Origin of the sequence: Aliiroseovarius sp. PTFE2010 (assembly GCF_049943335.1) — a bacterium.
In the GTDB taxonomy this organism is placed as follows: Bacteria; Pseudomonadota; Alphaproteobacteria; order Rhodobacterales; family Rhodobacteraceae; genus JBNFVY01.
Genome location: NZ_JBNFVY010000006.1, coordinates 35,496 through 62,492, shown reverse-complemented (window position 1 = coordinate 62,492; position 26,997 = coordinate 35,496). Strand labels below are relative to the sequence as shown.

Genomic DNA, 26,997 nt, shown 5'->3' with positions numbered 1-26,997 from the left:
AAGACCCATGCGAATTGACGGAATGGATGCCATTTTTTCCCCAAGATCTGTGGCAGTGATTGGCGCCTCGAGTGACCCCAAGCGCATCGGCGGACGGCCGGTGGATTTTCTCAAACGGCACGGGTTCGCCGGCCCGATCCTGCCCATCAACCCCAAATCGGCCGAGGTGCAGGGCCTGACAGCGTATCCGTCGATCGCGCAGGCGCCGACGACACCGGACTTGGCCGTGATCGCGCTGCCCGCGCCGTTGGCAGTTCAGGCGGTCGAGCAATGCGCGGCCCGCGGCGTGCGGGGGGCGGTGATCTTCAGCTCGGGGTTCTCCGAGGTTGATGCCGACGGGGCCGCGCTGCAGGCGCGCATGGTGGATATCGCGCGCGAAGGCGGGATGCGCCTTGTGGGGCCGAACTGCCTTGGCATCGCCAACGTGCGCCACAACCTCTATGCAACATTCACGCCCGGGGTCGAACAGCACCTGCCAAAGCCGGGCGGCGTGTCGATCGTCAGCCAAAGCGGCGCTTTTGGGTCGTATTGCATGACGCTGGTCCGGATGCGCGGACTGGGCGTCAACATCTGGGCGACGACGGGCAATTCCTGCGATGTCGATTTCGCCGATGCCGTGGCCTATTGCGCGCAGGATGACGATACCCGCGTGATCATGGGATACCTCGAAGGCGCGACCGACCGCGACAGGCTGGTCGAAGCCCTGGAATTGGCGCGCGCGCGCGAAAAGCCGGTGGTCATGATGAAAGTCGGGCGTAGCGCGGTCGGCGCCGAGGCCGCGCAGTCGCACACCGCTTCGCTGGCGGGGGCCGATGCGGTCTATGATGCCGCTTTTCGCCAGTACGGCGTCTACCGGGCGCAATCGGTCGATGAAATGTTCGATGTGACCTATGCCTGCGCCGAATCCGGTTCGATGATGCAGGGCGATCGCCTGGGCCTTGTGACGGTGTCCGGCGGCGTCGGAGTTATGATGGCCGACGAAGCCGAAAAGCTGAACCTGGACGTACCGGCCCTTCCCGATCATGCACAGAAGAAGTTGAAAGAGGTGCTGCCTTTTGCAGGGGTTCGCAACCCGGTTGATGTGACGGCGCAACTGGTCAACCAGATCGACCTGCTGGAAACTAACATGGATGTGTTGTTTGGTGACGGCGAAATCGATGGGGCGGTGATCTTTATGTCTACCGTCGGTCTTGTCGCCGACCTGAACGAAGCCATTCGAACCGGTCTTGAGCGCATCCGCGAAAAGTACCCCGGCCGCCCGATGCTGTTTTGTTCGCTGACGGAACCTGAGGGCCGCGCGGCGTACGAACGCTCAGGGTTCATCGTGTTCGAAGAACCGACCCGTGCTGTGCGCGCGATGGCCGCGTTGCGCTATTTCGCCCGGTCCTTCGCACGGGCTGGCGAAAATGATCCGATACCCGAACTATCTGACTTGTCGCCGTTGCCCGACGCAATGGTGAATGAGATCGAGGCCAAGGCCCTGCTTGCAGAAGCCGGCATCGCGATCGTACGTGAAACCTTGGCCAAGACGCCCGAGGCGGCAGCCGAGGCGGCGCAAGAGATGGGCTTTCCGGTTGTGCTGAAGATTGCTTCGCCCGACATCCTGCACAAATCCGATATCGGGGGCGTCGCGCTGGACCTGCGTTCAGCCGAAGATGTCCGCGCCGCCGGAGCGCAGATCCTGAAATTGGCGTCCGAGAAAATGCCCGACGCCCGGATTGACGGGCTGGTGGTCGCCGAGCAGGCCGAACCCGGTCTGGAAGCCATCCTTGGCGTGACGCAGGATCCGGCCTTTGGCCCGGTGGTCATGTTCGGCCTGGGCGGGGTGTTTGTCGAGGCCCTGGAGGACGTGTCCTTCCGCGTCGCGCCTTTTGGGCCTGCCGAAGCACGCCGCATGATCGACGAAATCCGCAGCCGCAAATTGCTGGACGCATTCAGGGGCGCGCCGGAACGCGACATCGACGCGCTCGCCGACGCGCTTGCGCGCCTGTCAGCCTTTGCCGCCCATCATGGGGCAGCGCTTGAGGCCATCGATGTCAATCCGTTGATCGTCGGCGCAAATGGCAAGGGCGCTGTTGCCGCTGACGGCGTCATCATCCCCACCAAGCCAGGAGGTCACTGACAACCGATCCAGACATCGTCCCGATCCCAACTCGCGTGCGGCAAGCCCTCTGCGATTTTCTAAGAGTTGACAGAAATTATGTGCGCGGCCATTCTTCTTTATGAATACTGTTCACATAATTGCACGCAGGGAGGGGATCATGGAAGACGCGCATCAGACTTCGGTGAAGGCAGGCGGGGACCACATCGTGAAATCGGTCGCGCGCACTTGTCACACGTTGGTGTATTTCGACGAGGTGCGGCGACCGCTATCTGTCGTCGAGGTCTCTAAAGAACTTGGGTATCCACAGTCGAGCACCTCGGCGCTGCTGAAAAGCTTGGTCAAACTTGGGTTCCTGACGCACGATGCCCGCAAAAAGAACTATTTTCCTACCGAGCGCGTGCCGCTTTTGGGGTCGTGGATGAATCCCGATCTGTTTGGCGAAGGGACAATCCACCGGCTGCTCAAGACGATTTCGCAGCGCACGCAGCACGTGGTGGTGCTGGCAATAAAGAACGGCGACGAGGCCGAATATGTGCAAGTCATCCGTCCGAAAAAATCGCCCATCCACCACATATCACTCGGGACACGTCGCCCGCTGGGCAACTCGGGCGTGGGGCGCGTTCTGATGAGTCGCTTCAGCGACGAAGAGGTGTGCAGCCTGTTCCGCAAGATCAACGCCTATCGCGCGCCCGACGAACCGGCAGTCGACGTGAAGGCCTTCGTCGCCTCGCTGGCAGAAACCCGTGCCAAGGGCTACTACCTGTCAACCGATCAGGTTGTTAAAGGATGCGGCTTGATTTCAATGCCGTTCCCTAATCACTTGAGTTCGCGGCTTTTTGCCGTCGGTGTTGGCGCCCCCACGGATGTCATCCTGCGGTCCGAAAAAGAGATCGTGAAAATCATGCGTGAAGAGATCGTTCAAAATCTGAGCAAGATAGGCCAACGAACTGTCGCCTGCTGAACGACAGGTCCAGCAAGCGTTACGATCAATGGTTTGATCGGTCGCAAAGGGGATTGGCAGCGCAGGTTTGTTGTCCAATCCCTATAAAAAGTCACGCAGGGCAATGGCCTGCGGTTTCAGCCGGGGTTCACCCGGCTGCGCCGTGTTTGGGCAAGATTGACTGCGGGCGCGGGGCGCGCGATTTGAAGTAGTTGACGGCCTGGTTTGCGTCGCGCACTGCGCATACAAACGAAAATTGCGGGCCGTTTATGATGGGCCAGATTTTCTCGACCGGCGCGCCTTTCGGTTCACAGGTTTGCCCGTGTTCTGACTATAGCCGTTCCCAGCATTTATGGATCAAGTTGCCCATCTGGGCCTCTTCCGCATAGCCGGAAATACGTTGCGGATTCCGACATCCGATTGACCCGCGATTTGCGCATGGGCGCCGTCGCCGTGTCGGTTCGCGAAATCGCATATATGTGCGATCTGGCGACAGAAGCGCGCTCGGCCGTCCAATTGCGTTGACCGGTTCGGGGCACCATGCTCGGCTGCCCGAACAAGGCCAAACAAGGCCAAACAAGGCCGAAGGGAGCACGGTCAAAAAAGGCCGTAGGGAGGAAGTCTGCCATGACAATAAACACAAAATTGGATCGGATTGCCGCGGGCGCGGCGCTGGTGATCGCGGGCGCAGTGGCACCGCAGGTCGTGATGGCCGAGGTGACGCTCAAGGTCGCAGATACCTTTCCGCCGGGTCATTATATCGTCGAGACCGGCACCGCCTACTGGATGGACCGTGTGACCGAATTGACCGACGGAGAGATCAAGTTCCAGTATTTCGGCGCTGGGCAACTGGGGTCGTTGCGCGACATGTTCTCGATGGTGCAAACGGGTGTCGTCGACGTCGGCTATGTTCCGCCGGCCTATAACGGGGGCACGATGCCGTTGGCAGGCGTCCACACGCTTCCCGGTCTGTTCTCGCAAAGCTCAGTCGGAACGCCGGCCTTTTTCGATACGGTGACGTCAGGCCCGATCCTGGAGAACGATTTCCTGGGCAACGGGATGCGCCCGGTCTGGGGTGTGATGACGTCGACCTACAACCTGTTTACCCGCGGCAAGGACGTTGATGGCCTTGAAGACATCGAGGGGCTGAAGCTGAAAACCATCGCTGGAAACATGGCGGAATCGGTCAAGGCCCTGGGCGGCGCGCCGGTCGACATTCCCAGCCCGGAAACCTATCAGGCCATCCGCACCGGCACGGTCGACGGCACCATCTTTCCCACCACCAGCGTCTATTCATACAAGCTCGACGAGGTGATCGATACCGCCGTGCTGGGGCTGGATGTCTTTGTGTATTGGGCGCCCTACGTGATCCGCGAAGAAGTCTGGCAGGGCCTTTCGCCCGAACATCAGCAGGCCATCAACCAAGCTTCGCAGGAGGCGATGCAGCGCTCGGCCGAAGAAACCGACCGCTCGGCAGCCGAGCTTGAAAGCAAGATGCGAGAAGGTGGTATCAAGGTTATCGTCCTGGACGAAGCGCAGCGCGAACAGGTCAAGACGGCCACAGCGCCTGTCTTTGATGCCTGGGTCTCTGGCCTGGAAGATCGTGGATTGCCCGCAGGCGAAGTACTGGAGGCTTTTCGCGCGAATATCGAAAAGCACCAGGCGCAGTAAGGGTACCTAACCGTGCCCCCGAATGATCTTGATCCGCAAGAGGACGGCGTGCTGTCGCCAAGCGTTGGATTGCACGGCCCCCTGGGCCGTGCGATGGACCGGGTAGATACCTGGGCGAACTTTCTGTCGCGCGCTGCGATGACGATCATGCTGGTGCTGATCCTTATCCAGGTCTTTACCCGCTATATCCTGAACGACCCGATCGAAGGGGTCATCGGCGCCACAGAGCTTTATCTGATGCCGATCATCGTGTTCGGAAGCCTGAGCTATCTTGAAATGTACGATGGCCATGTGCGGGTGGGAATCCTGTTCGAAGCTCTGCCCGACAAGTTGCGGGCGGGTTTCAACGTGGTCTTGCGACTGGCGGCGGCCGCGTTTTTCGCGCTGGTCTGCTACGGCGCCTCGCGCGAAGCGCTCAAGGCGTGGGATTACGGATATCGCACATCTGGCGACATCGACGCGCCGCTCGTCACCACCCTTGTGATTGCGCCGATCGGCTGCGTGCTGATCGTTCTGCGGCTTCTCGTGAATGCGGCGGGTGACGTGCAGCGCCTTCGCGACGCGACAGATCGGACGGACTGACCATGGAATTTCTCGCACCTGTGTCGCTTTTGCTGGCGGCTCTTCTCGTCGTCGGGATGCCGATTGGTTTTGCCATGGGCATCGCCGGCACCGTCGGCCTGTATCTGATCGGTGGGCTCAATCTGGCGCTCGGCATCCTGTCGGTGGCCCCGTATCGCAACACCGCCTCTTGGCTGTTGACCGCCATTCCCTTGTTCATCCTTATGGCCGAGATCCTGTCGGCCAGTCGGATTTCGTCGGACATGTTTCGCGCCGCCAACAGGTGGGTGGGCCATTTGCCCGGCGGGCTGGCCGTGGCCACGGTCTTTACCAGCGCAGGCTTCGGGGCGGTTTCGGGATCGTCCACCGCGGCGACGGCCACGATGGCGCGCACCGTCGCGCCCGAGGCTGAAAAATATGGCTATGACCGCGGCATGATCGTAGGCACGGTTGCGGCGGCCGGGACGCTTTCAATCATGATCCCGCCTTCGGTTGTGCTGATGGTTTACGGTATCATCACCGAAACCTCGATCGGCGGGCTGTTCATTGCCGGCATTCTGCCGGGGCTCATTACCGCGCTCAGCTTTGCCGGAATCACGATGGTCTGGGCGACGCTGAACCGCGATCTGGCGCCACCAGTGCAAAGCCATGGGTGGCGTGAGCGCTTCGCGTCACTGCGCGATATCTGGCCGGTGGTTCTGCTGTTCGTCTTTGTCGTGGCTGGGATCTATTCTGGCGCTGTCACCGTGACCGAAGCCGCCGCGGTCGGCTGCTTTGGCGCGATTTTGATTGCCGCCGGGATGCTGAGACGCATGGGTTGGCGCGACTTCATGGGCGCGCTCGAACGCACCACGCGCCCTACGGCGATGATTTTCACCATTATCATCGGGGCGCATATCTTTGGCTATTTTGTCACCCTGACCATGGCGCCGCAGGCGCTGGTCACCTTTGTGCAAGGGCTTGAGATCGGGCCCGGCGTGGTGATCCTGATCCTGATCGTGATCTACGTGCTTTTGGGCTGCGTCATGGATCAGCTGGCGATCCTGATCCTTACCATGCCGATTGTCTTTCCGATGGTGATGGAGCTGGGGTATTCGCCGATCTGGTTCGGCATCCTGGTGACCAAAACGGTCGAAATCGGGCTGATTACCCCCCCAATCGGAATGAACGTTTTCGTCGCCAGCTCGATCACCGGCGTGCCGCTTAAACGGGTCTTTGTCGGGGTGCTGCCTTTCGTGCTGGCCGAATTCGCGGTCTTGGCCCTGATCGCATTCTTTCCCGAGATCGTAACCGTGTTCTCGGGCGAATACTGACAACCTGAAGGAGCGTAACTTGGAACTGGGACTAAAGGACAAGGTGGCTATCGTCACCGGATCGGGACGCGGCATCGGCGCAGTGACCGCGCGCGCGCTGGCCGAAGAGGGGGCCAAGGTGGTGATCACAGATATCGACCCCGAAACAACAGAGGCCACCCGCGCCGCTCTTGAGGCCGACGGATACGACGCGATCGGCGTGGTCTGCGACGTCACGAACGAGGCACAGGTCGAAGCCCTCGTCGCGCGCACGATTGAGGCATTTGGCGCCGTCCACATCCTGGTCAACAACGCCGGATTTCCGCGCGACAATTACATCACCAAGATGCCCGAGCAGGATTGGGATGCCGTCGTCGGCGTGATCCTGAAGGGCGCCTACAACTGTTCGCGCGCGGTGGTGCCGCATTTCATGCAGCAAAATTGGGGCCGCGTGATCAATATCTCGTCGCGGGCCTATCTCGGCAATCCGGGGCAGACCAACTATGCGGCCGCCAAGGCCGGCATCATTGGCTTCACCCGGGCACTCGGGATGGAGCAGGGGCGGTTCAACGTCACCGTCAATGCCATCGCGCCAGGTTTCATCGCCACGGACATGATCGAATCGCTTCCGAACTATGATCGGATCAAGTCCCGCGCGCTGGCGATGAACACCGTGCCGCGTCTGGGCACCGAGCGCGACATTGCCAACGGGGTGGTCTTCCTGGCCTCGGATGCGGCCGAATACATCTCGGGCGAGACGCTGCATGTCACAGGGGGGCGGTATGGCTGAACACGTCCCGCCATCCGCGGAGGACCAGGAACAAGAGACCCGAATGTTGCGCGACAGCATTCGGGGTTTCATGGCAGACAAGCTGACCGAACCCCGGATCGCCGAATGCGAGGCGGCGGGCGAGCTGCCTTGGGAAATGGTGGGCGAGTTGCGCCAGTTCGGCTATCTCGGCGGGCTTTTGCCCGAAGAGGCTGGCGGGTACGGCCTCAGCTACCGCACCTGGGCGATGATGATGGAAGAGGCGGGGTATCGCTGGCTCTCGCTCCGGGTCTTGCTCAACACCGTCAATATCGTCGCCGCGTTGCTGCACCATCTGGGTGACGCGCGGCAGAAGGAAAAATGGCTGAAACCCGTCATGGCTGGCGAAATGCCGGTCTGGGTCGGGATCACCGAACCCGACCACGGCTCGGACGTCGCCTCGGTCCAGACCCGGGCCGAGGACAAGGGCGACCACTGGCTGATCAATGGCGGCAAGCTGTGGACGACGAACGGCGTTCACGGGCGGGTCGGAATCCTGGTGGCACGGACCTTCACCGAAGGCTGTGATGGCGATCTGAGTCTGTTCATCGTGGACCCCGAGGAAACCGATTTCGAAGCCTCGCGCGTGGGAACGATGTTCATCAAGGCCACGGCGACATCGCAGCTGGCCTTTCACGACGCAAAGGTGCCTAAGGAAAACCTGCTGGGTCCGGCGGGCAAGGGCCTCAAGGCGATCCTTACGGGGTTGAACTATGGCCGGCTCAACGTGGCCGCCGGCGCGGTTGGCGCGGCGCAGCGGTCGCTGGACCTGTCCACCGATTACGTCAAGACGCGCAAGCAGTTCGGCAACGTGATCGCAAGCTACCAGCTGGTGCAAAAGCTGATCGTCGACATGACCATCCGCACCGAAGCGGCGCGCGCGCTGACTGACCGTGCCGCCCAAGCGCTGGACGCGGGTCTGCCCGGGCGCAAGGAATGCTCGATCGCCAAGCTTTATGCCAGCGAAGCGGCGCATGAGGTGGCCTCGATGGCGCTGCAGGCGCACGGGGGGCTGGGCTATTCCACCGACTACCCCGTCGAGCGGTTGTTCCGCGACACGCGCGGCGGGCTGATCCCCGAAGGCACATCGGAAATTCAGACATTGATCATAGGGCGCGAGGTTCTCGGGATCTCGGCCTTCACCTGAGGAGGCGGCCATGCCGATGACCTTTCTCCATGCCCTCAGGCTGAATGCACGGCGGTTTCCGACGAAACCCGCAGTGGTGTTTGAGGGGCGCAGCCAGACTTACACAGATTTCCTTGACCGGGTGGAACGGATGATGACCGTGCTGGCGCGGCGCGGCATCGGACCGGGCGACAAGGTTGCGGTGATCTCGGAAAACCATCCCGATTTCCTTGCCGCCTATGTGGCGGTGACGGGGCTGGGCGCGATCCCTGCGCCGATCAACTATCGCATCGCGCCCGACGTCATGGCCGATGTGGTCGCGCGCTCGGACAGCAAGACCCTGCTGCTGGGCGATGCGGCGCTGGACCATGCCGATCTGTTTCGAACTGTGGTGAGTGACATCATCGCCTTGGGCGACGTGGCAGAGGGCGCGCAAGGCCTGCCGCGCCTGTCGGACCTTCTGGCAGACACCCCGCCCGATCCACCGCAAGGGCAGGATGGCACCACGATCATGCTGCACACCTCGGGGACTACCGGCAAGCCCAAGGGCGCGCTGCGCAGCCTGTTTGGCATGGAAGAACGCGCCATTGAACAGCGCTTTCGCCCCGACGACCGGGCGCTATCTGCGCTGCCGATCTGCCTGTCGGCTGGCTGCACATACACGCTGCTACCGCTCTATCTGGGGGCCAGCGTCTATCTGATGCGCCGCTTCGACGGCGCCGGTGCCCTGCGCTTGATCGAGGACGAACGGCTGACCGCCACGATGCTGCTGCCGGCCATGCTCCAGCGGATGGTCGAGGCCGAGGGCTTCGCCAGCGCCGACCTGTCGTCGCTACGCACGCTGCAATCGGGCGGCGGCGAAATGTATCCTGATCTCAAGCACGCTGCGCTGGACAAGTTTGGCGATGCGCTGATGATCTATGCCGCGTCAAGCGAGGCGGGCCCCTACGCCAACCTCACTGCTGAGGACCTGCGTCGGAATCTGGCGGGCAACTGCGTTGGCCGCCCGTTCTTTGGCGTCGAATTGAAGATCCTCGACGACGATGGAAACGAGGTGCCGCAGGGTGAAGTCGGCGAAATCTGCACCCGCAGCGAAAGCCGCTATGACGGGTATTACAAGGACGACGCGCTGACCGCCGAAACCCGGCGCGGCGATTATCTGACCGTGGGCGATCTGGGCCGGATCGATGCCGAAGGGTTGCTCTGGTTCACCGGCCGCAAGCGCGACATCATCAAGAGCGGCGGCATCAATGTCTACGCCCCCGAGATCGAAGAAGCGCTGGCCAGCCACCCGGCGATCGCCGAAGCGCATTGCGTGGGTCTGCCCGATCCGCGCTGGACCGAGGCGATCTGCGCAGTGATCGTGCCCGCGCCGGACGCGCAGCTGACGGCGGCCGATGTGATCGCCCATGCCGAAACCCGGCTTGACCGATACAAGCGCCCGCGGCGCGTGGTCTTTATGGCGGCGGTGCCGCGCAACCTGACCGGCCGCGTTCTCAAGGCTGAACTGAAAGAGGCAGTGTTGGCGCTGCCAGAGGAGGAAACCCAATGACACGGCCCGATCTTTCGGCCCTGAAGGGCCAGCAACTCTACTGGGAGGACCTGAACGAAGGCGACCAGTTCGACAGCCCCACCCGCACCATTACCGAGGCCGACGTGGCGAATTTCGCCTGCCTGTCGGGCGACTTCAACCGGCTGCATGTCGATGCCGAATACGCCGCCGATTCGGCCTTTGGCCAGCGTATCGCGCACGGGCTTCTGGTGGTGTCGGTGATGTCCGGGCTGACCACGCGGATGCTGATGAACACGTTCCTGGAACCCTCGCTTCTGGGGCTGCTCGACATGCAGTGCAGCTTTCCCAACCCCACCTTCATCGGCGACACGATTGGCGTGCGCGTCACCGTAGCCGAGAAGCGCGAGACTTCGAAACCCGAACGCGGCATCCTGTCCTTCCGGCGCGAGGTCATAAACCAGCGCGGCGAAACCGTGGTGGAAGGGGTCTGGAAACTGCTCGTCCGGCGGGCGCCGCAAGGTGGCTGAGCCGGTGGTCGCCCGCGACTTTCCCGATCTTTCGCGGCTCTTGTCGCCACGCAGCGTGGCGATCCTGGGGGCCAGTGAAAGGCCCCGTAGCGTGGGCAGCGACACCTTGCTGAACCTTGCCGAGCATTCCGACTTCGATGGGCAGATCTTTCCGGTCAACCCCGGGCGTGAAAGGGTGCATGGCTTGCGCGCCTATTCTGCAATGTCGGCCTTGCCTGGCCCCGTCGATGTGGCGGTGGTGTGCCTTCCGGCCGATGCGGTGGTGGGCGCCTTGCGCGAATGCGCGGCAGCAGGAACGGGGTTTGCGGTCGTCTTCACCTCTGGCTTTGGCGAAACCGGGGATGAGGGCCGTGCCGTCGAAGCCGAGATGGCCGAAATCGCCCGGCAAAGCGGGATGCGCATCTATGGGCCGAACTCGCCAGGGCTGAGCAACATCAACCGCCGCCTTGGGCTGACCTTTTCGCCGGTGTTCAAGAACGACACGCTGGGCGGCGGCATCGGGCTTGTCACCCAGGGCGGCGGACTTGGCCGTGCTTTCATCCAGGCAAGCGAGCGGGGAATCGGCGTTGGCCTGTGGTGCTCTACCGGCAACGAAGCCGACCTGACCATGGCCGATGTTGTGCACCACATGGTGGGCGATCCCGACATAAAGGTAATCGCGCTTCTCGCTGAAGGCTTTCGCGACGGGCCACGTTTTCTGGCTGCTGCTCGCGCCGCCGCCCGCGCCGGCAAGCCGGTGGTGGCGATGAAGGTGGGCAAATCCGACTACGGCGTTGCCGCCACCCGTTCGCACACCGCCGCGCTGGCGGGGTCGGCGGCGGTCACCTCGGCACTGTTTCGCCAGCATGGCATTGTCGAAGTGGACGATCTGGACGAATTGATCGATACCGCTGCGCTGTTCGAGCGTGCGGGCATCGCCCGTCGTCGGGGCATCTGTGTCTATTCCTTTTCGGGCGGCACCGCAGCGCTGGCCGCCGACATGGTGGGCAGCGCCGGGCTGGCCCTGTCGGAACTGGCCCCCGACACCCGCACCGGGCTGCGCGCGCTGGCGCCGTCCTATGCGGCGGTCGATAACCCGGTGGATCTGACCACCCAGGTCTTCACCCAGGATACGCTCAACCGCGACTGCCTGTCGCTGGTGGCGCGCGATCCGGCCACCGATGTAGTGCTTTTGCCGATCCCGGCCGACTACGGCCCGATCACCGACCGATCCGCCGACGACATGGACGCACTTGCGCCGGACAGTGCGGCGCTGTTGGTGCCGGTGTGGATGAGCGGGTATCGCGCCGCTGGTTATGGTACGTTGAACGCCGCAGGGCTGGCGCCCTTTCGTAGCCTCGGCAAGGCGGTGACGGCGTTGAAGCGGCTGATCTGGCGCGGCGACTGGATCGCCGCGGACACCGACACCCCGTTGCTACCCGCCCTTCCGTCTGGTGAACTGGACGAGGCTTCGGCCAAGTCCGCGCTGGCCACTCTCGGCCTGACAGTGCCCGAGGGCCGGGTTGTGACCAGCGCCCACGAGGCCGTCCAGGCGGCGCGTGGGATCGGTTTCCCCGTGGTGCTCAAGGCGCTGGTACCCGGCCTTCTGCACAAGACCGAAGCCGGGGCTGTGGCCGTCGGGCTGGCGGATGCCGATGCGCTGACGGCAGCCTGGGACGCGATGAGCGCATCGCTTGCCGCGCAGGGGCATCAGTTGAAACGGGCCTTGGTCGAACGGATGGAACAGGGGCAGGGGGTCGAAGTGATGGCCGGACTGCACCGCGATCCGGTGTTCGGCCCGGTGGTAAGCTTCGGCCTTGGCGGCGTGATGGTCGAGGCGCTTTCTGACATCACGCACCGCGCCGCACCTTTCGGGCGCAGCGAAGCGCTGGCGATGATTGACGAGATCCGCGGCCGCGCGCTGCTGGGTCCATTGCGCGGCCGCCCCGGCGCCGATTTGGGCGCGTTGGCCGATGTTCTTGTGACCTTGGCCGCCTTGGGCGCGCGCGGCGACATTGAGGAAATGGACCTTAATCCGGTGCGCGCCGGTCCGGCGGGCGCCACGGTGCTCGATGCGGTGATCCTGCGCGCACCTACCGACACACAAGGGAAAGGTTAGACAATGACGGTAAAGACGGACATCGGCTTCACCACCCGCGACCGCATCTACGTGCGCGGGCGCGATCTTGCTGATGATATCCTCGGCAAGATGGATTTCATCGACATGATCTATTTCACCGCCACGGGGAAAGAACCCGATGCAAAAACCCGCGCGATGACCAATGCGATCATCGTCACCGCGACTGATCACGGCCTTACGCCCAGTGCCATCGCCGCGCGGATGACCATTCTGGGCGCGCCGGAATCGCTTCAGGGCGCAGTGGCGGCGGGTCTTCTGGGCGCGGGGAATCATTTTCTGGGCACCATGCAGAACGCCGCCGCCTTTACCCGCAACGAAATCGGCGATCTGACCGAGGGCGACGATGACGCGGCCTATGCCGCCCGCGCCCAAGAGGTCGTGCGCGCCTTTCGCGCCGCGCGCCGCATCGTGCCGGGCATCGGTCATCCAATTCATGTCGAGGGCGACCCCCGTACCCCTGTCCTGCGCCGCATCGCGGGCGAGAACGGGTTCGACGGGCGGCACTGGCGTTTCATGACCGCCGTCGAGACCGCCGCGCGCGAGGAATATGGCCGTTTGCTGCCGATCAACGCTGCCGGCGCGGTCGGGGCCACCGTGTCGGACATGGGGCTTGCCCCGATCTGGGCTAGGGCTTTCGCCCTGATTGGTCGCTCCGCCGGGCTTTTGGCGCATTTGATGGAGGAACTCGAGAACCCGCAAGGCCAGAAGATCTGGGACATGATCCTGGACCAGGACGACTCGGCGGAAATCGCCGGGATCGCCGACCCGGCCCGCGCGCATGGAAAGGGAAAACAACAATGAACGCCATCGCACCGCTTGCAGGGCTGCGCATTCTGGATCTGACCGAGCTTTTGCCCGGCCCCTACGCAACCCAACAATTGGCCGAAATGGGGGCCGAAGTCATCAAGGTCGAACGTCCCGCAGGCGACGCGGCAAGGGTGATGTTTCCCGGCCTCTTTGCGGCAGTGAACCGCGGCAAGAAGAGCATTTCCCTGAACCTCAAGGATGACACCGACCGCGCGGCATTCCTGCGGCTGGCAAAACGGGCCGACGTGGTGATCGAGGGCTACCGGCCCGGCGTCACCAAGCGCCTGGGTATCGACTATGAGACGCTTTCGGCGCTCAATCCCGGGCTCGTTTACTGTTCGGTCAGTGGCTATGGCCAGACCGGCCCGGCGCGGGACTGGCCGGGCCACGACCTGAATTATGCGGCGATGGCGGGCGCGGTCGCAATATCGGGCACGCCCGACGGGCCGCCCGAATACACAACAGGCGTGCCGGTTGGGGATCTGTCAGCAGCCATGTATGCGATCATCACCATTCTTGCCGCGCTGCGCGCGCGCGATACCACTGGCCGCGGCCAGTACCTTGATGTGGCGATCACGGATGCACTGGCGAGCTGGGTTGCCCCGCGCTACGGGGTGTGGGACGCCGGGCGTCGCGCCGGGCGCGAGATCACGAAGGCGGACATCCTGCGCCGGGCCGCCTATGGCATCTTTCAGACCTCTGACGGGGAATATATCACCATCGGGGCCATCGAGACGCATTTCTTCCGGCGCTTGATCCGGGCCACGGGCCTGACTGGCTTTGATGATCCTGCGCTTGACGATTTTGCCGTGCGCACCGCGCGCACCGATGACATTCAGGCCGCGCTCGGCCCGCTGATTGCGCAGAAATCTTACGCGCATTGGGCAAAGGTCTTTGAAGCCGAGGATGTGCCGTTCGCACCGGTCAACGCGTTGAAGGACTTGGCCAATGATCCGCATCTGAAAGCACGCGGAATGGTGCGTGCGGCGGGCGATGCGCAGGTGTTGGCCTTCCCGGTGCCGATGGCGGGCATGGGCGATCCGGCGGGGCAGGTCCCGGCGGTGGGCGAGCATCAGGCCGAAATATTGGCGCAAACCGAAGACACGGAGTAATAACCGATGCAGTTCGAACTGGACGACTGGCAGGAAACCGCGCGCCGCAGCTTTCGCAAATACCTCGACGCCGAGGTGGCGCCGCTGGTCGAAGAGCACGAGGATTCCCACCGTCTGCCGCCCACCGAGGTGTTGCAGAAGATGGGCGAGTTCGGTCTGCTGGGCGGTCTTTTGCCAGAGGGACAAGGGGGCGCGGGGCTCGACTATCTGACCTATTGCACGCTTTTGTGCGAACTGTCGCAGGTCTGGCCGTCGCTGCGCAGCATCGTCAGCACTTCGAATCTGGTCCTGATGATCATTGCGCAGCGTGGCACGCCAGAGCAGCAGGAAAGGTGGCTGGGCGACTTGGTTTCGGGCCGCAAGACAGCCTTTTTCGCGCTGACCGAACCGAACGTCGGCTCGGACGCCAGCAACGTTGAAACGCGCGCTCGGCGCGACGGTGACGGCTGGCGTTTGAACGGGCGCAAGCTCTATATTTCGAACGGGACGGGGGCTGATCTGGGGGTGGTCTTCGCACGATCGGGGGACGGGGACAGCGCGGGCGTCTCGGCCTTCGTGGTCGAAGCTGACACGCCCGGGTTTTCATCCCGCGAGGTCCGCAGCATGGGCATGAACTCATGTCCTTTGGGCGAGTTGCTGTTCGAGGACGTGACGCTGCCGGCAGATCACCTGATCGGCGCCGAGGGCGAGGCTTTTGCCATCGCCAAACACTATCTGAACGTGGGTCGCTGTTTCGTTTCTTTCACCTGCCTGGGCCTTTCAATCGCGGCCTATGAGGCAGCGCTGCGTTACGCAGGCGAGCGCGAGCAATTCGGACGCAAGATTGGCGGGTTTCAGCTGGTGCAGCAGATGATCGCCGACATGATGACGGGCGTGGAAACCTCGCGGCTGCTGGCCTGCCGTGCCGCCGACGCGCTGGATCGTGGCGCGCCGGATCGCGGCCGGGCCTGCTCCATGGCCAAGCGGCACAATTCCGACACGGCACTGCGGGTTTGCGAGACCGCTTTGCAGGTGCACGGCGGGGCCGGTTACACGCGGGACTTCCCCGTCGAACGCTACTATCGCGATGTGCGACATCTGACGATTGCCGAAGGCACCAACCAGCTTCAGGCGCTGCTTCTGGCGCAGGGGGCTTTGGGCATCTCGGCCCTGCGGGGCTAATCACATTGGTGTCGCGGGTGCCTGCGATCTACTGCTGGGATGTCGCAGAACCTCGGGACCATATCGAGATGAGCCATGCCCTACGTTGCTGGTAAGGGGTCACTTTGAAATTCGAGAGTTCTGGCTTTCGCTGAGTGTACTGGCACCAAGAAAGAAGTCGTGCGCCTGACATGGCACCAGTCGGCACGTCTCACGTTGAGCGCCAAGTTCTGACGATGCAGATGGGTTTGCGTGAAGAAAATGTTCAGAATCCGAAAAAGAAAGCAACAAACACCTTGGGTCTGTTGAGGAACGGAACGCCGATCGCTTGTCATTTCTGGTTCACACTTGCGAAAGACGAGGTTCGGACGGGCAAGAGCAGAAGTGTTTTCAACCGTCACCACGGGCGATGGATGCACTGCGCGCCGTCATCTGGTCCAGCCAAACTTCACCGGTCGCCAAGGTCAGCTTCGGCGTGGGGCATCTACGCCAGATCGACGATGCCGGACGTATACACGGCCCGCCCGGGCTTGGGTTGCAGAGCAGGTGAGCAGGCTGGGTGCCCAAGGGCGGGGCGTAGATGCACCCACCGGCAGGTTTCTGCGCGTCTATAGTGGCCCGGCCCCACGCAGGGAACCGGGCCGACCACGATCTGTTGTCAGTTCTTTTGCAGCGCGGTCCGGAAGGCTTCCAGGATGTCGGTTCCTGGCTTGCCTTGGGCATCAAGTTGCTCGGCCCATTCGGTCCCCACCGTCGCCAGGATCTCCTCCAGCTTTTCGACATCTGCGGCGGGCAAGTCAACGAAGGTCACGCCCGCCTCGGCGATCTGCTGCTTGACTTCAAGGTTCTGACGGTCGGCGGTTGCGCAGCCTTCCTTGGTCACGTCTTCGCCGATCTCGGTGATCGCCTGCTGGACGTCTTCGGGCAGACTGTCCCACTTTTCCTGCCTGATCACGTAGGTCGCGACAAAGGAACCAAAGTTCATCCCCTGCGTACCCCAGTCAAGGAATGTTTCCATTCCGTAAGGGGTGACGCTGGGATAGGGGAAGAGCCCCGCATCGACGGTCCCGCGCGACAGCGCCTCGCGCACTTCGGGTGCCGGCATCTGCACCGGCACGCCGCCGATTTTCTGGACGGTCAGGTCAAGCGCGCCGCCAGTGCTGCGGATCTTCAGGCCGTCCATGCTGTCCAAACCGGTGATCTCACGGCTCGACGTCAGCAGGTTATAGGGTGGCAGCACCATCGCCATCAGCAATCGCACGCCGTTCGGTGCGAATTCAGCCTGATCGAGTACGCCGCCGGGTTTGGCGATCTCCCAATAGGCCATCGTGCCCTCACAAGAGGTTGAAAACGCCTCGGGCAATTGCCCAACCGCCGAAAGGGGCATCTTGTCGCTGACGTATGAGGGGCCGACATAGCCGATATCGGTCACGCCGGTCTGGGTCAGCGACAGCAGATCCTTGGCCTTGCCAAGCTGCTGAGCCGGGAAATAGGCGAACTCGGTTTGCCCGGTCCGCTCGCTTACCCGCTCCATGAAGGGCTCGATCAGGCTTTGGGCGATGTAGTGGCCGGTGGGCAAGCTGTCGGCCGCGCGCAGTTCGATCTCTTGCGCTGTAAGCGGCTGCACGGCGAGCGGCAACAAGCCAACAGCCAAGGCTGCCGTGCGAACGGGCCGCGAGAATTTGGGTTTTCTGGTCATGATTTCGTTCTCCTCCTGTATTCTTCGTTATAGCTCGGCGCAATTGCGCAGGCCGACGTCAGTTCATCGTCGAGGGCAGCCACAGAACCAGCGCAGGAAATGCGGTGAGCAGTGCGATCACAAGCAAATGCGCCAGAACATGCGGAAACGTCCCGCGAAAGATTTCGCCCAGGGGTCGCCGGGTATATCGGGCCACCACAAAGACATTCATGCCCAGCGGCGGAGTGACCATGCCGACCTCGGCCGTCACCACGACAATCACCCCGAACCAGATCGGGTCGAAGCCCAGCGACAGGACCAGCGGCAAAAGTACCGGCACCGTCAGGATGAGGATGGCGATCTGGTCCATGAAGGCACCCAGAAAGACGTAGATGATCAGGATCACCACCATTACCCCCATCGGCGATATGCCGAGGCCGCCGATCCATTGGGTCAGATCGTTGGTCACCCGCGTGAGGGTGAAGAAATAGCCGAAGATATGCGCGCCGAGGATCACGAAAAGGATCATGCAGGTGGTCTGCGCCGCCCGTCTCAGGCAACCCCAGGCTTGGCTGAATCCCAGTTTGCGCTCGTGCAGCGCCAACAGCATCGCACCGAAGGCGCCGATCCCCGATGCCTCGGTCGGCGTGGCAATGCCCGAGTAGATCGTGCCGGTGACGGCCAGGAACAGCAGCAGCATTGGCCCGACACGCGACAGCGACGCAAATTTATCGCGAAAGCTGTAAGGCTGGCCGGCAGGCGCGACCGAGGGATCAATCCGCACCAGAACCGCGACCGTGGCCATGATGGTCAGAGCGACCAGAATCCCCGGTATCACCCCCGCCACCAGCAGCTGTCCGACTGACACATCGGCAATGATCCCATAGAGAATCAGCGCCACAGATGGCGGAATCAACATCGCCAGTGTGCCCGAAATCGCCACCACGCCGCTGGCCAGCTTGGGGTCGTAGCCTTCGTCGATCATCGCCGGGATCGAAGTGGATGCCAGCGTTGCCGCCGCTGCCGTGCTCGACCCCGAGATCGCGCCAAAGCCCGCCCCGGCCACCGCGGTAGCCATGGCCAGGCCGCCGCGCAGACGCCCGACCCATATGGTTGCAGCGCGAAAGAGATCTTGCGCCACGCCCGAGATGATCACGAATTCGGCCATCAGGATGAACATCGGGATGGTGATGATTTCGTAGGAATTCGCGGTACTTAGCGGTGCGGTCTTCAGGATGCCGCCCAGTACCGCCATGCCGCCGAACAGATAGAGCCCTACAGACCCCGAAATCGCCATTGCCAGGGCCACCGGCAGCCCGATCACAAGCAGCCCGGCCAGAAGCGCAATTACCAGAGCCACCGTCACAGGACGTCCTCCCCTTGGAGTGCGGTGGTCTCGGGCGGGGGCGGCATTTCAACCAGATCGTGACGCGAGAAGATGGAAAGCGCGTGCCCGACCGCCCGGTAGATCAGGCGCAGCGTCAGCAGCGCGGTGCCAATCAGGACGACCAGATAGGCCGGCCAGGTCAGCCACGGGACCAGCGCGGCGATCCGGTCCTGCCCGGCATAGGCGCTCTGGAAGCGGCCCCAGGCCTCGAACGCGATCAGCGCCATGACAACCGCTCCTGCGGCATAGCCCACCGCCAGCCCCAGATGGCGAACCCGTCGCGGAAGTATGTTCTGGAACAGATCGATTGCCACGTGTCCGTGATGATGGAGTGTGTCGGGCAGCATCAAGAAGAATACCGTCACCACAAGGTAGAGACCGATCAGGTCGTACGACCATCCCAGTGGCATCGAAAGCGCGTAGCGCATCGCGACATCCACGACCACGATTAGCATGATCGCCGCCAGTGCGACACAGGCCAGCGCCGCAAACCCGGTCTCCAGCACGGCCAGCCCCCGCGAAACGGCCAACAGGCCGCGCGCGGCCCCCCTTTTCTTCGGCGGTTCCATTGCGACCACCCCCCCCTTTTTTTGGCGCTATTTCGGGCCATTTCCATCGGCGATTTCCACGCCGGAAACGAGCCGCCTTAGCCTCATTGTGGCGCCAAACTTAGCAAGGCCCCCTTGCATGTCAACGCTCCCCATGCAAAAAAAACTAGCAATACAGTCTTTTAGTCTTTTGTAGCGTGCGGTCGGTGCAGCCGATCCGGTGCCGGGGGGGGGAACCATGTTTCAAATGCTCGACGGGGTGCGCGTGGTAGAGCTGGGCCATATTCTCCTGGCCCCCTATGCTACCCAGTTTCTGGGCGATTTCGGCGCTGATGTGATCAAGGTCGAAGCGTTGGACGGCGATTATTACCGGCGGCTCGGCGTTTCGCGCGTGCCGGGCATGACAGCGCAGTGGATGGCGGTGAACCGCAACAAACGCAGCATCGCGCTCGACCTCAAATCACCCGAGGGGCACGCCACGCTGATGGAGATGCTGGGTCAAGCTGATATCGTGGTCCACAACATGCGGGTGCCGGCGATTGAGCGGCTGGGCCTTGGATATGAGGCCGTGCGAAAGGTCAATCCACGCATTGTCTATTGCGCCGCGATCGGGTTTGGGCAGGACGGGCCCTATGCCGACCTGCCCGCTTTCGACGACCTGATTCAAGCCCGCTCGGGCCTGGCCGAGGCCAACGGGCGCAACGCAGGTGCGCCGGCTTTCGTGCCGATGGTGGCGGCTGACAAGATCACCGGGCTGGCGTTGGGGCAGGCGATGCTGGCCGGCCTGTTCCGGCAGCGCAGCACCGGCGAAGGGTGCTACATCGAAACGCCCATGTTCGAAACCATGATATCGATAATGCTTAGCCAGCATTTCAACGGGGCCGCGTTCCGGCCGCCGGAAGGCGGGTTCGGCTACGCCCGGGTCATGAGCCCGTTCCGCAAACCGGCGCAAACCAGCGACGGGTTCATCGCGCACGGGATCTACAAATTCGACCAATGGCAGCGATTTCTGCGCGCAGTAGACCGCGACGACGTGGCCGACGGCCCTATGATGACCGACGCCGTAACCGCACAACGCCACTTTCCCGAACTCTACGAACTGGTAGCCACGCAGATCCTGCCGCAGCGGACCACCGTCGAGTGGCAGGAGCTGTTCGATGCGCTCGATATTCCCAATGCGCCGGTGATGGCCATGGACGATCTGCCCGACGACCCGCATGTTCGCGCCGTCGGCCTGATTGAGGATTATGACCATCCCCAGCAGGGGCCGATGCGCCGGGTCCGCAGCCCCTACACGATGCGCGGCGTTGAAATGGGGCCTGATCTTCCCGCGCCGGCGCTCGGCGCACAGGGTACGGAGATCCTGGAAGAGTTCGGCTTTTCGCCAGAGCGGATTGCGCAGTTGATCGCGGACGGTATCCTGGCCCAGCCCGAGCCGGACCCGCCGACCGCCGACCGCCCGACGGGAGCGGCGCGCCAGTCTGGCGACCAGTCTTGAGCGGCGCCCGGACCACCGGCGCCAAGAGCGCCCCGCGCCCTGACGAAGACCCGACCAGGGATCTGCTTCGCCAGCGTGACGGCATTCCGCTCTATCTCAAACTGGCGAGTCTGTTTCGTGAAAAGATCCGCCGCGGCCAATGGCCGGCGCACAGCCAATTGCCCACGTTGCCGGTCCTACGCGACGAATACGGTATGGCGCGCGAGACCGTCCGCCAGGCCTTGGGGGTTCTGCGCAGCGAGGGACTGATCGACAGCACCCGCGGGCTGGGCACCTTTGTTACCGCGTCGGCCGAGCAGACAGAGGCGCATACGCCCGCCTACGATCCGCTGACGCTGGGGGAACAGGTCCGCATAGAAATCCTGTCGCGTACGCCTTGTGAAGAGCTTCCCAATCTTGGCCGCGACCTGACGGGGATGGAAACGCCGCTGCTTCATGTGCGCAAGCGTCATCATGCCGGGGCGCAGCCCTATTCGCTGGTCGATCTCTGGCTGCCGCGGCGCTATTTCGACATGCTGCCCGAGGGCGCAGATGAAACGCAGCTGTATTCGCAACTCTTGCGTGATCACACCGGCCTGACGGACCTGTCAGGCGACCAGATCATCACCATCGTCCGGGCCGATATCGCCACCGCCCACCTGTTGGGCGTCGCCCTCAGCGAGCCGGTGGCCCATGTGGTCTCACGCCTGTTGGATCCCGAAGGCCGCCCGGTCATGGCCCACCTTGTCCATATCCGCAGCGATGTCTTCGCTGCCGAGCGCCGGTTCGGGAATCTTGCCACAGGCGATCCCGGATCGTGGCGCCCGCATATGGCGGAACCCGCCACGCCCGAGCTTTCAGACAGACCAGAACCAAGTCAGAACAAGGAGTGACCTCATGGATTTCGATTTCACCGAAGAGCAACGGGCTATCCGCGACGCAGTGGCCAGGATCTGCGCGGGTTTCGACGATTCCTACTGGCTGGAACGCGACCGCACCGGTACCTTTCCCGATGATTTCGCAGCCGAGATCGCAAAGGGCGGTTTCTATGGCGTGACCATGGCAGAGCAATATGGCGGCTCGGGCCTGGGCATCACCGAGGCATCGCTGGTCATGCAGGAAATAGGGCGCTACGGCGCGGCGGCCAGTTCCTCGGTGCATATCAATATCTTCGGGCTGCAACCGGTGGTCGGCTTCGGCACTGAAGAACAAAAGGCCCGGATGCTGCCGCCTTTGATCCGGGGGGAACACCGCTCGTGCTTTGGTGTCACCGAACCGGACGCCGGCCTTGACACCACGCATATTTCAACCTTCGCACGCCGCCGCGAGGGCGGGGGATATGTGGTCAACGGGCGCAAGGTCTGGACCTCGACCGCGCAGCGTGCCGACCATATCCTGCTGGTGACCCGGACCACGCCGATCGAGGAATGCAAGCGACCGACCGACGGCATGTCTGTGTTCTACACCGATTTCGACCGCAGCAAGATCGACGTTCACGAAATTGCCAAGATGGGCCGCAAGGCGGTGGATTCCAACGCGATCTTCATTGACGGTCTGGAAGTGCCCGAGGAAGACCGCATCGGCGCCGAGGGCGAAGGCTTCAAGGTTCTTCTGCATGGGCTGAACGCCGAGCGGATCATTGTCGCCGCAGCAGCGGTTGGATTCGGGATGCATGTTCTGGAAAAGGCGGCCGCCTATGCGCGCGAACGTGTCGTTTTCGGCCGTCCGATCGGCCAGAACCAAGCGATCCAGCACCCGCTGGCTTCGGTTTGGATGCGTCTTCAGGCGGCCGAATTGATGACCTACAAGGCCGCCGCATTATACGATCAGGGCAGGCCCTGCGGATTGGAGGCCAATACCGCGCGCAACCTCGCCGGCTCGGCGGCCTACGACGCGGCGTTCCGGGCCGTGCGCACCCATGGCGGCTTTGGTTTTGCGCAGGAATACCACGTCGAGCGTTACTTCCGCGAAAGCGTGCTGAACTTCATCGCGCCGGTCAGCGAAGAGTTGATCCTGTCTTACGTGGCCGAAAAAGCGTTGGGGATGCCGAAGTCCTACTGACCTTCCATTGCCCTGAGGGTGCTGTCCGGGTTTCGCTCAGCACTGGCGCATAAAGCTGCAATCAGTCGGCGAAACCGCGCACCGAAACGCCAAGCGGTTTGTTCCATGGGCAAACGCCACTATACCGATAAGGGATTGTGAGCCCGCTGTGCAAATGCACGGCGGGGGCCGGGCACACGCGGGATTTCCCCGTCGAATGCTCCTATCGCGATGTGCGACATCTGATGATTGCTGAAGTTGCCGATTAGCTTCTGGCGCAGGGGCTTTGCGCATCTCGGCCCTGCGGGGCCAATCGCCTATCCGCAGCGCCCCGCCGAGGCGTGCGCGACGCTGCGTTGCGCAATTGGGCCGGGGCGATCAAGTCGCGGTTTCACCGCCTGTGTCGCCCCGGCCCGGTCACAGTTTAGAACGCGTTCAAACCTGTCAGATTTCGTCCGATGACCAGTTTCTGAATTTCGGTGGTTCCGTCTGGGATCGGCATCACCTTGGCATTGCGGAAGTGCCGTTCAACGGGAAATTCCTTGGTAATGCCGTTGCCGCCATGGATCTGCACCGCTTTGCCGGCGATTTCGACGGCCATTTCCGTCGCATACCATTTCGCCATCGAGGTCTGCGTATCGCACCGCACGCCCAGATCCAGAAGTTGCAGCCCCCGCTGGCACAACAGACGCGCTGCATCCAGTTGCGTGGCCATGTCTGCCAGATAGCCCTGGATCAACTGGTGGCCGCCGATTGGCTTGCCGTGCTGTTCACGTTCCTGCGCGTATTGGACGGCGCATTCCAGTGCGGCTTGGCCAATGCCGATGCTGGTCAGGCCGACAAACACGCGCGCACTTTCGAACAGTTTCAATGTCTGGAACAAGCCGCCGCCCGCGCTACCCAGAAGATGGTCGGCGGTGGTTTCGGCCCGGTCAAAGAACAATTCACAGGTCGATGCGCCGACAAGTCCCATCTTGCGCAACTCGCGGCTTTCATAGCCGCCCTGGTCCCGATCCACGATGACCATGGAAATGCCGTCGTCCAGATTGCAGACAACGATCGCGAAATCCGACTGCGCACCGTTGGAAATCCACAGCTTTTGCCCGCTGACAAAAATCTTGTCGCCTTCGCGTTCCGCACGGGTCTTGACCTCGCGCACGTTCGAGCCGACCTCTGGTTCCGAGATACAAGTGGCACAGATGCGTTCGCTGCGCAAAAGCGGCTTGAGATAGGCCTCTTTCTGCGCTGCATTTCCCAACAGGTTGACCGCAAACACGGCGTGGCCTTGAATCAGGACCGCAATCGCCAGATCGGCCCAGATACGGGCCAGTTCCTCGTAGAGGATACCATAGGTCATGCGGTCGATGCCCGCGCCGCCGGCCTCTTCGGGAATCAGACCGCTGATCAATCCGAATTCTTCAACCTTGGCGAACAGGGATTTCAGGGTTTCCGCATCGGGCGGGTGACCAAGGTTTTCGTATTTCTCGGCCAGCGGAGCGAACTCGGTCATTGCCATCTTGCGGAAGTTTTCCAGCAACATGCGTTGTTCGTCTGTATAGATTGCCTGAGCGGCGGCGATCACATTTTCCATTTTTTCTTTTCCTTGTTTCAGCGACCTAGAATGGTGACGCAGGCGGCGGCTTCTTCGACGCCGTGCAGTCCACCACCGTTTTCGGCAATGGCGTTTTGCGCGCCTTCGACCTGACGCGCGCCAGCCTCGCCGCGCAGCTGTGTGACCAGTTCAAAAACCTGGCCGATCCCGGTGGCCCCGACAGGGTGCCCCTTGGATTCCAGCCCGCCCGACGGGTTCACGGGGATACGTCCGCCGATCTTGGTTTCGCCGCGCAGGCTGGCCGGGCCGCCCTCGCCAAATTCGACAAATCCGAGGTTCTCGATCTGGATCACTTCACCCACGGCGGTGGCGTCATGCACTTCTGCCACCGACATATCTTCTGGGCCAAGCCCTGCCTGCTCATAGGCTTGAAGCGCGGCAAGGCGGGTCAGGTGGTTTTTATAATCATCGGGCGAACGGTCGGTGCCAGAGCGCAGGATCGCGGCCTTGACCTTGATCGCGCGCGCGGGATCGAGCCCCAACCGCTTGAGTCCTTCGCCAGTGCACAGCACCGCCGCCGCTGCGCCATCCGAAATCGGGGCGCACATCGGCAGGGTCAGCGGATAGGTGATGGGCGGCGCGTGCAGCACCTGTTCGATGGTCATCGCGTCGCGGTACTGCGCCAGCGGGTTATGCGCCGAATGCGCATGGTTCTTGGCAGAAACGGCTGCAAATTGTTCTTGCGTGGTGCCGAAGGTCTTCATGTGCAGCCGCGCAAAACCGGCGTAGACGTCCATGAATACGCTGTAGGGTTTGGGCGATTTCGACCCTTCGGGTTCTTCGACCCCGGCGCCCAGATCGGCAAGGCGCTGCGCGACCGCTTCGCCATTGCTGACGTCCCAACCGCTGTCAAAGGCCGAGAACATCAGCGCGCGGTCGTCGGAATACATTTTCTCGGCGCCTACGGCCAGGCAGCAATCGCCATTGCCGGCCTTGAGGAAGTCCACCGCCAGTTTGAACCCGGTCGACGCGCTGGCGCAGGCGTTTTCAACATTCACCACCGGAATGCCCTGAATGCCCATTTCACGGAGCGCAATTTCGCCGCGGATCATGTGCTGGCCTTCCATATGGCCCTGCACCGCGTTCGAGAAGAACGCTCCATCAATCCGCTCAGCCGCCAACCCGGCGTCGGTCAGTGCGGCAGACACGGCTTCGCCCGTCATATCCTTGATGGTTTTGTCCCGGAATTTCCCGAACTGCGTCATCCCGACGCCAACGACGTAAATGTCCTGCATCCTGCAGTCTCCTTATTCAGTAACCGCGAAACTGCGGTTTTCGTTTTTCATTGAAAGCCGTCAGCCCTTCACGCATGTCCCATGAGCGCATATGTGCGCGCAGGTTCAGCATCTCTTCGGACAGAGCGGCGGCTTCGTCCACGTCCAGCGACCGGTTCGCCACCGTTTTCATGCGGCGCAGCACGGCGGGGCTTTTGTCCGCCAGCTTGTCGGTGAAGGCCTGCACGGCGTCGCGCAGCTCTGCGTCCGGCACGACCTTGTTCACCAGACCCCAATCCATCATGTCCTGGGCCGAAATGTTTTCGCCCGAGAACAACAGATATTTCGCACGGTTCAACCCAATCCTGCGCGGCAGGATCGCCGCACCGCCGGCACCGGGAAACACGCCGAAATTGGAATGAGCATCGCCCAACTGCGCACTTTCGCCAGCAAACACCAGATCGCAGGCCATCACCATTTCCAGACCGCCCGCCATCGCCAGCCCGTTTACAGCGGCGATCACCGGCTTGGGGCCATGGCGCATCAGCCCAAAGGTGTGTTCAACAAGATCAAGCAGATCCGGCTCACCGGGTTCATGTTTTGCGCCCGCAACCTCTTTCAGGTCCGCGCCGGCGCAGAACGCCCGTCCCGAACCGGTCAGGGCGATGGCCCGCACGTCGTCGTCAGCTATCGCGGCTTCAAGAACCGCTGCCATCTCGCGCAGCATCTGCGTCGACATGGCGTTCAACTGCTCGGTGCGCTGGAAGGTGATCCATTCGGTCCGGGCTACACGTTCTACGGACAGGGTTTGGGGAGCTTCAGTCAATTTAACCTCCGGAAGATAAATGAAATTTGGCGGTTTCCCTTGGGTTGTTGCCCCGTACGTCGGTGCAATAGGGCGGTTCCGCAAACGCAGGAAACAAGATCAGATGCGCGGCATGGGTACGGCACCCGGGGCCGGCCTGTAGGTCATTCGCTTTGGCGAACACTCCCCCGGTTCTTATGCGACAGTCCATTCGTCGGACGGGGCGGCGGCGATCATGTCTGTACGCCCCAGCGTTGGTGATCCGGCGCGGCGGTTTGCGCCTTTGTTTCGGGCGCTGAACCGGGGTATGCGCAGTATCGCGTGCGCAATGAAACCCGCCAATGGTACTCAGCTGAGCGAGTTCATCGCCGCGTCGGGCCATGCTGTGGTCGCCCGCAAGAACGGCAAGCTGATGACTGTGCCCATCGCGCGCCAATTCGCAATCGTGTATTTTTGTCTGCAACCTGCGATCGGCGCTGACAATGCACGCGTCTTCGCGGGCGGCTCCGACTAACG

The 26,997-nt window shown here is 62.5% G+C and carries 23 protein-coding genes; 17 read left to right on the top strand and 6 right to left on the bottom strand.

Translation table 11 applies throughout. From position 1 onward, the window contains the following. Window positions 1-49: 49 nt before the first annotated feature. From ACP2AV_RS10670 to ACP2AV_RS10610, 13 genes are all read left to right on the top strand, one after another. Entirely contained in the window at window positions 50-2,122 is a 2,073-nt protein-coding gene (locus tag ACP2AV_RS10670; protein WP_426372695.1) for an acetate--CoA ligase family protein, read from the top strand. Between the two features lie 139 nt (window positions 2,123-2,261). Further along, window positions 2,262-3,065: an IclR family transcriptional regulator gene (locus tag ACP2AV_RS10665; RefSeq protein WP_426372694.1), complete on the top strand. Its 804-nt coding sequence runs from the start codon at window positions 2,262-2,264 to the stop codon at window positions 3,063-3,065. Window positions 3,066-3,671: 606 nt separating this feature from the next. Then, window positions 3,672-4,715 (top strand): TRAP transporter substrate-binding protein DctP, encoded by a 1,044-nt coding sequence (gene dctP, locus ACP2AV_RS10660; protein WP_426372693.1) that lies wholly within the window; start codon window positions 3,672-3,674, stop codon window positions 4,713-4,715. 12 nt (window positions 4,716-4,727) lie between these two features. After that, on the top strand, window positions 4,728-5,297 hold the full coding sequence (locus ACP2AV_RS10655; RefSeq protein ID WP_426372692.1) for a TRAP transporter small permease: 570 nt from the start codon (window positions 4,728-4,730) through the stop codon (window positions 5,295-5,297). 2 nt (window positions 5,298-5,299) lie between these two features. Further along, window positions 5,300-6,589: a TRAP transporter large permease gene (locus ACP2AV_RS10650; RefSeq protein WP_426372690.1), complete on the top strand. Its 1,290-nt coding sequence runs from the start codon at window positions 5,300-5,302 to the stop codon at window positions 6,587-6,589. A gap of 19 nt (window positions 6,590-6,608) precedes the next feature. Further along, complete coding sequence (locus ACP2AV_RS10645; RefSeq protein ID WP_426372689.1) at window positions 6,609-7,358, top strand: SDR family NAD(P)-dependent oxidoreductase; 750 nt, start codon at window positions 6,609-6,611, stop codon at window positions 7,356-7,358. Further along, complete coding sequence (locus tag ACP2AV_RS10640; RefSeq protein ID WP_426372687.1) at window positions 7,351-8,523, top strand: acyl-CoA dehydrogenase family protein; 1,173 nt, start codon at window positions 7,351-7,353, stop codon at window positions 8,521-8,523. The genes ACP2AV_RS10645 and ACP2AV_RS10640 overlap by 8 nt, the downstream gene beginning before the upstream one ends. 10 nt (window positions 8,524-8,533) lie before the next feature. Then, window positions 8,534-10,054, top strand: a complete 1,521-nt coding sequence (locus tag ACP2AV_RS10635) for a class I adenylate-forming enzyme family protein (RefSeq protein WP_426372686.1) — start codon at window positions 8,534-8,536, stop codon at window positions 10,052-10,054. Continuing rightward, window positions 10,051-10,542, top strand: a complete 492-nt coding sequence (locus tag ACP2AV_RS10630; RefSeq protein ID WP_027264371.1) for a MaoC family dehydratase — start codon at window positions 10,051-10,053, stop codon at window positions 10,540-10,542. Before ACP2AV_RS10635 ends, ACP2AV_RS10630 begins: the two co-directional genes overlap by 4 nt. Beyond that, on the top strand, window positions 10,535-12,640 hold the full coding sequence (locus tag ACP2AV_RS10625; protein WP_426372684.1) for an acetate--CoA ligase family protein: 2,106 nt from the start codon (window positions 10,535-10,537) through the stop codon (window positions 12,638-12,640). The genes ACP2AV_RS10630 and ACP2AV_RS10625 overlap by 8 nt, the downstream gene beginning before the upstream one ends. Before the next feature lie 3 nt (window positions 12,641-12,643). Beyond that, window positions 12,644-13,462 (top strand): citryl-CoA lyase, encoded by an 819-nt coding sequence (locus ACP2AV_RS10620; protein WP_426372683.1) that lies wholly within the window; start codon window positions 12,644-12,646, stop codon window positions 13,460-13,462. Next, window positions 13,459-14,580: a CaiB/BaiF CoA transferase family protein gene (locus ACP2AV_RS10615; RefSeq protein ID WP_426372682.1), complete on the top strand. Its 1,122-nt coding sequence runs from the start codon at window positions 13,459-13,461 to the stop codon at window positions 14,578-14,580. The genes ACP2AV_RS10620 and ACP2AV_RS10615 overlap by 4 nt, the downstream gene beginning before the upstream one ends. A 6-nt stretch (window positions 14,581-14,586) precedes the next feature. Beyond that, a complete protein-coding gene (locus ACP2AV_RS10610) occupies window positions 14,587-15,741 on the top strand; it encodes an acyl-CoA dehydrogenase family protein (protein WP_426372681.1) in 1,155 nt (384 codons plus the stop codon). 637 nt (window positions 15,742-16,378) lie between these two features. Here ACP2AV_RS10610 and dctP (ACP2AV_RS10605) read toward each other — a convergent pair. From dctP (ACP2AV_RS10605) to ACP2AV_RS10595, 3 genes are read right to left on the bottom strand one after another with little or no spacing between them, the layout of a single operon-like run. After that, window positions 16,379-17,419 (bottom strand): TRAP transporter substrate-binding protein DctP, encoded by a 1,041-nt coding sequence (dctP, locus tag ACP2AV_RS10605; protein WP_426372680.1) that lies wholly within the window; start codon window positions 17,417-17,419, stop codon window positions 16,379-16,381. Between the two features lie 58 nt (window positions 17,420-17,477). Next, on the bottom strand, window positions 17,478-18,764 hold the full coding sequence (locus ACP2AV_RS10600; protein ID WP_426372679.1) for a TRAP transporter large permease: 1,287 nt from the start codon (window positions 18,762-18,764) through the stop codon (window positions 17,478-17,480). Next, window positions 18,761-19,354, bottom strand: coding sequence for a TRAP transporter small permease (locus tag ACP2AV_RS10595; RefSeq protein WP_426372677.1), 594 nt, complete (start codon window positions 19,352-19,354; stop codon window positions 18,761-18,763). Before ACP2AV_RS10595 ends, ACP2AV_RS10600 begins: the two co-directional genes overlap by 4 nt. Before the next feature lie 217 nt (window positions 19,355-19,571). Here ACP2AV_RS10595 and ACP2AV_RS10590 point away from each other — a divergent pair, with 217 nt between their 5' ends. Genes ACP2AV_RS10590 through ACP2AV_RS10580 form a run of 3 tightly spaced genes read left to right on the top strand, consistent with a single transcriptional unit; the run spans window position 19,572 to window position 22,871 of the window. Continuing rightward, window positions 19,572-20,831 (top strand): CaiB/BaiF CoA transferase family protein, encoded by a 1,260-nt coding sequence (locus ACP2AV_RS10590; protein WP_426372676.1) that lies wholly within the window; start codon window positions 19,572-19,574, stop codon window positions 20,829-20,831. Beyond that, the gene (locus ACP2AV_RS10585; protein WP_426372675.1) at window positions 20,828-21,703 is read left to right on the top strand and encodes a GntR family transcriptional regulator; all 876 of its coding nucleotides are present in this window, start codon (window positions 20,828-20,830) and stop codon (window positions 21,701-21,703) included. The genes ACP2AV_RS10590 and ACP2AV_RS10585 overlap by 4 nt, the downstream gene beginning before the upstream one ends. A 4-nt stretch (window positions 21,704-21,707) precedes the next feature. Beyond that, window positions 21,708-22,871, top strand: a complete 1,164-nt coding sequence (locus ACP2AV_RS10580) for an acyl-CoA dehydrogenase family protein (RefSeq protein WP_426372673.1) — start codon at window positions 21,708-21,710, stop codon at window positions 22,869-22,871. Between the two features lie 403 nt (window positions 22,872-23,274). On the opposite strand, the gene ACP2AV_RS10575 is transcribed toward ACP2AV_RS10580, so the two are convergent. From ACP2AV_RS10575 to ACP2AV_RS10565, 3 genes are read right to left on the bottom strand one after another with little or no spacing between them, the layout of a single operon-like run. Further along, window positions 23,275-24,441, bottom strand: coding sequence for an acyl-CoA dehydrogenase family protein (locus ACP2AV_RS10575; RefSeq protein WP_426372672.1), 1,167 nt, complete (start codon window positions 24,439-24,441; stop codon window positions 23,275-23,277). Window positions 24,442-24,458: 17 nt separating this feature from the next. Beyond that, window positions 24,459-25,697, bottom strand: a complete 1,239-nt coding sequence (locus ACP2AV_RS10570; RefSeq protein ID WP_426372671.1) for a thiolase family protein — start codon at window positions 25,695-25,697, stop codon at window positions 24,459-24,461. Window positions 25,698-25,713: 16 nt separating this feature from the next. Beyond that, window positions 25,714-26,502 carry an enoyl-CoA hydratase/isomerase family protein gene (locus ACP2AV_RS10565; protein ID WP_426372670.1) on the bottom strand — a complete coding sequence of 263 codons (789 nt, stop codon included), beginning with the start codon at window positions 26,500-26,502 and terminating at the stop codon, window positions 25,714-25,716. 307 nt (window positions 26,503-26,809) lie between these two features. On the opposite strand from ACP2AV_RS10565, the gene ACP2AV_RS10560 reads away from it, so the two are divergent. Then, entirely contained in the window at window positions 26,810-26,995 is a 186-nt protein-coding gene (locus ACP2AV_RS10560) for a hypothetical protein (protein WP_426372669.1), read from the top strand. The last annotated feature ends 2 nt before the right edge of the window (window positions 26,996-26,997 follow it).

Coding starts and splice junctions, on each gene's coding strand:
- ACP2AV_RS10635 (WP_426372686.1), top strand. CDS start 8,534: ATGCCGATGACCTTTCTCCATGCCCTCAGGCTGAATGCACGGCGGTTT.
- ACP2AV_RS10580 (WP_426372673.1), top strand. CDS start 21,708: ATGGATTTCGATTTCACCGAAGAGCAACGGGCTATCCGCGACGCAGTG.
- ACP2AV_RS10595 (WP_426372677.1), bottom strand. CDS start 19,354: ATGGAACCGCCGAAGAAAAGGGGGGCCGCGCGCGGCCTGTTGGCCGTT.
- ACP2AV_RS10620 (WP_426372683.1), top strand. CDS start 12,644: ATGACGGTAAAGACGGACATCGGCTTCACCACCCGCGACCGCATCTAC.
- ACP2AV_RS10590 (WP_426372676.1), top strand. CDS start 19,572: ATGTTTCAAATGCTCGACGGGGTGCGCGTGGTAGAGCTGGGCCATATT.
- ACP2AV_RS10560 (WP_426372669.1), top strand. CDS start 26,810: ATGAAACCCGCCAATGGTACTCAGCTGAGCGAGTTCATCGCCGCGTCG.
- dctP (WP_426372680.1), bottom strand. CDS start 17,419: ATGACCAGAAAACCCAAATTCTCGCGGCCCGTTCGCACGGCAGCCTTG.
- ACP2AV_RS10575 (WP_426372672.1), bottom strand. CDS start 24,441: ATGGAAAATGTGATCGCCGCCGCTCAGGCAATCTATACAGACGAACAA.
- ACP2AV_RS10650 (WP_426372690.1), top strand. CDS start 5,300: ATGGAATTTCTCGCACCTGTGTCGCTTTTGCTGGCGGCTCTTCTCGTC.
- ACP2AV_RS10610 (WP_426372681.1), top strand. CDS start 14,587: ATGCAGTTCGAACTGGACGACTGGCAGGAAACCGCGCGCCGCAGCTTT.
- ACP2AV_RS10615 (WP_426372682.1), top strand. CDS start 13,459: ATGAACGCCATCGCACCGCTTGCAGGGCTGCGCATTCTGGATCTGACC.
- ACP2AV_RS10665 (WP_426372694.1), top strand. CDS start 2,262: ATGGAAGACGCGCATCAGACTTCGGTGAAGGCAGGCGGGGACCACATC.
- ACP2AV_RS10640 (WP_426372687.1), top strand. CDS start 7,351: ATGGCTGAACACGTCCCGCCATCCGCGGAGGACCAGGAACAAGAGACC.
- ACP2AV_RS10630 (WP_027264371.1), top strand. CDS start 10,051: ATGACACGGCCCGATCTTTCGGCCCTGAAGGGCCAGCAACTCTACTGG.
- dctP (WP_426372693.1), top strand. CDS start 3,672: ATGACAATAAACACAAAATTGGATCGGATTGCCGCGGGCGCGGCGCTG.
- ACP2AV_RS10570 (WP_426372671.1), bottom strand. CDS start 25,697: ATGCAGGACATTTACGTCGTTGGCGTCGGGATGACGCAGTTCGGGAAA.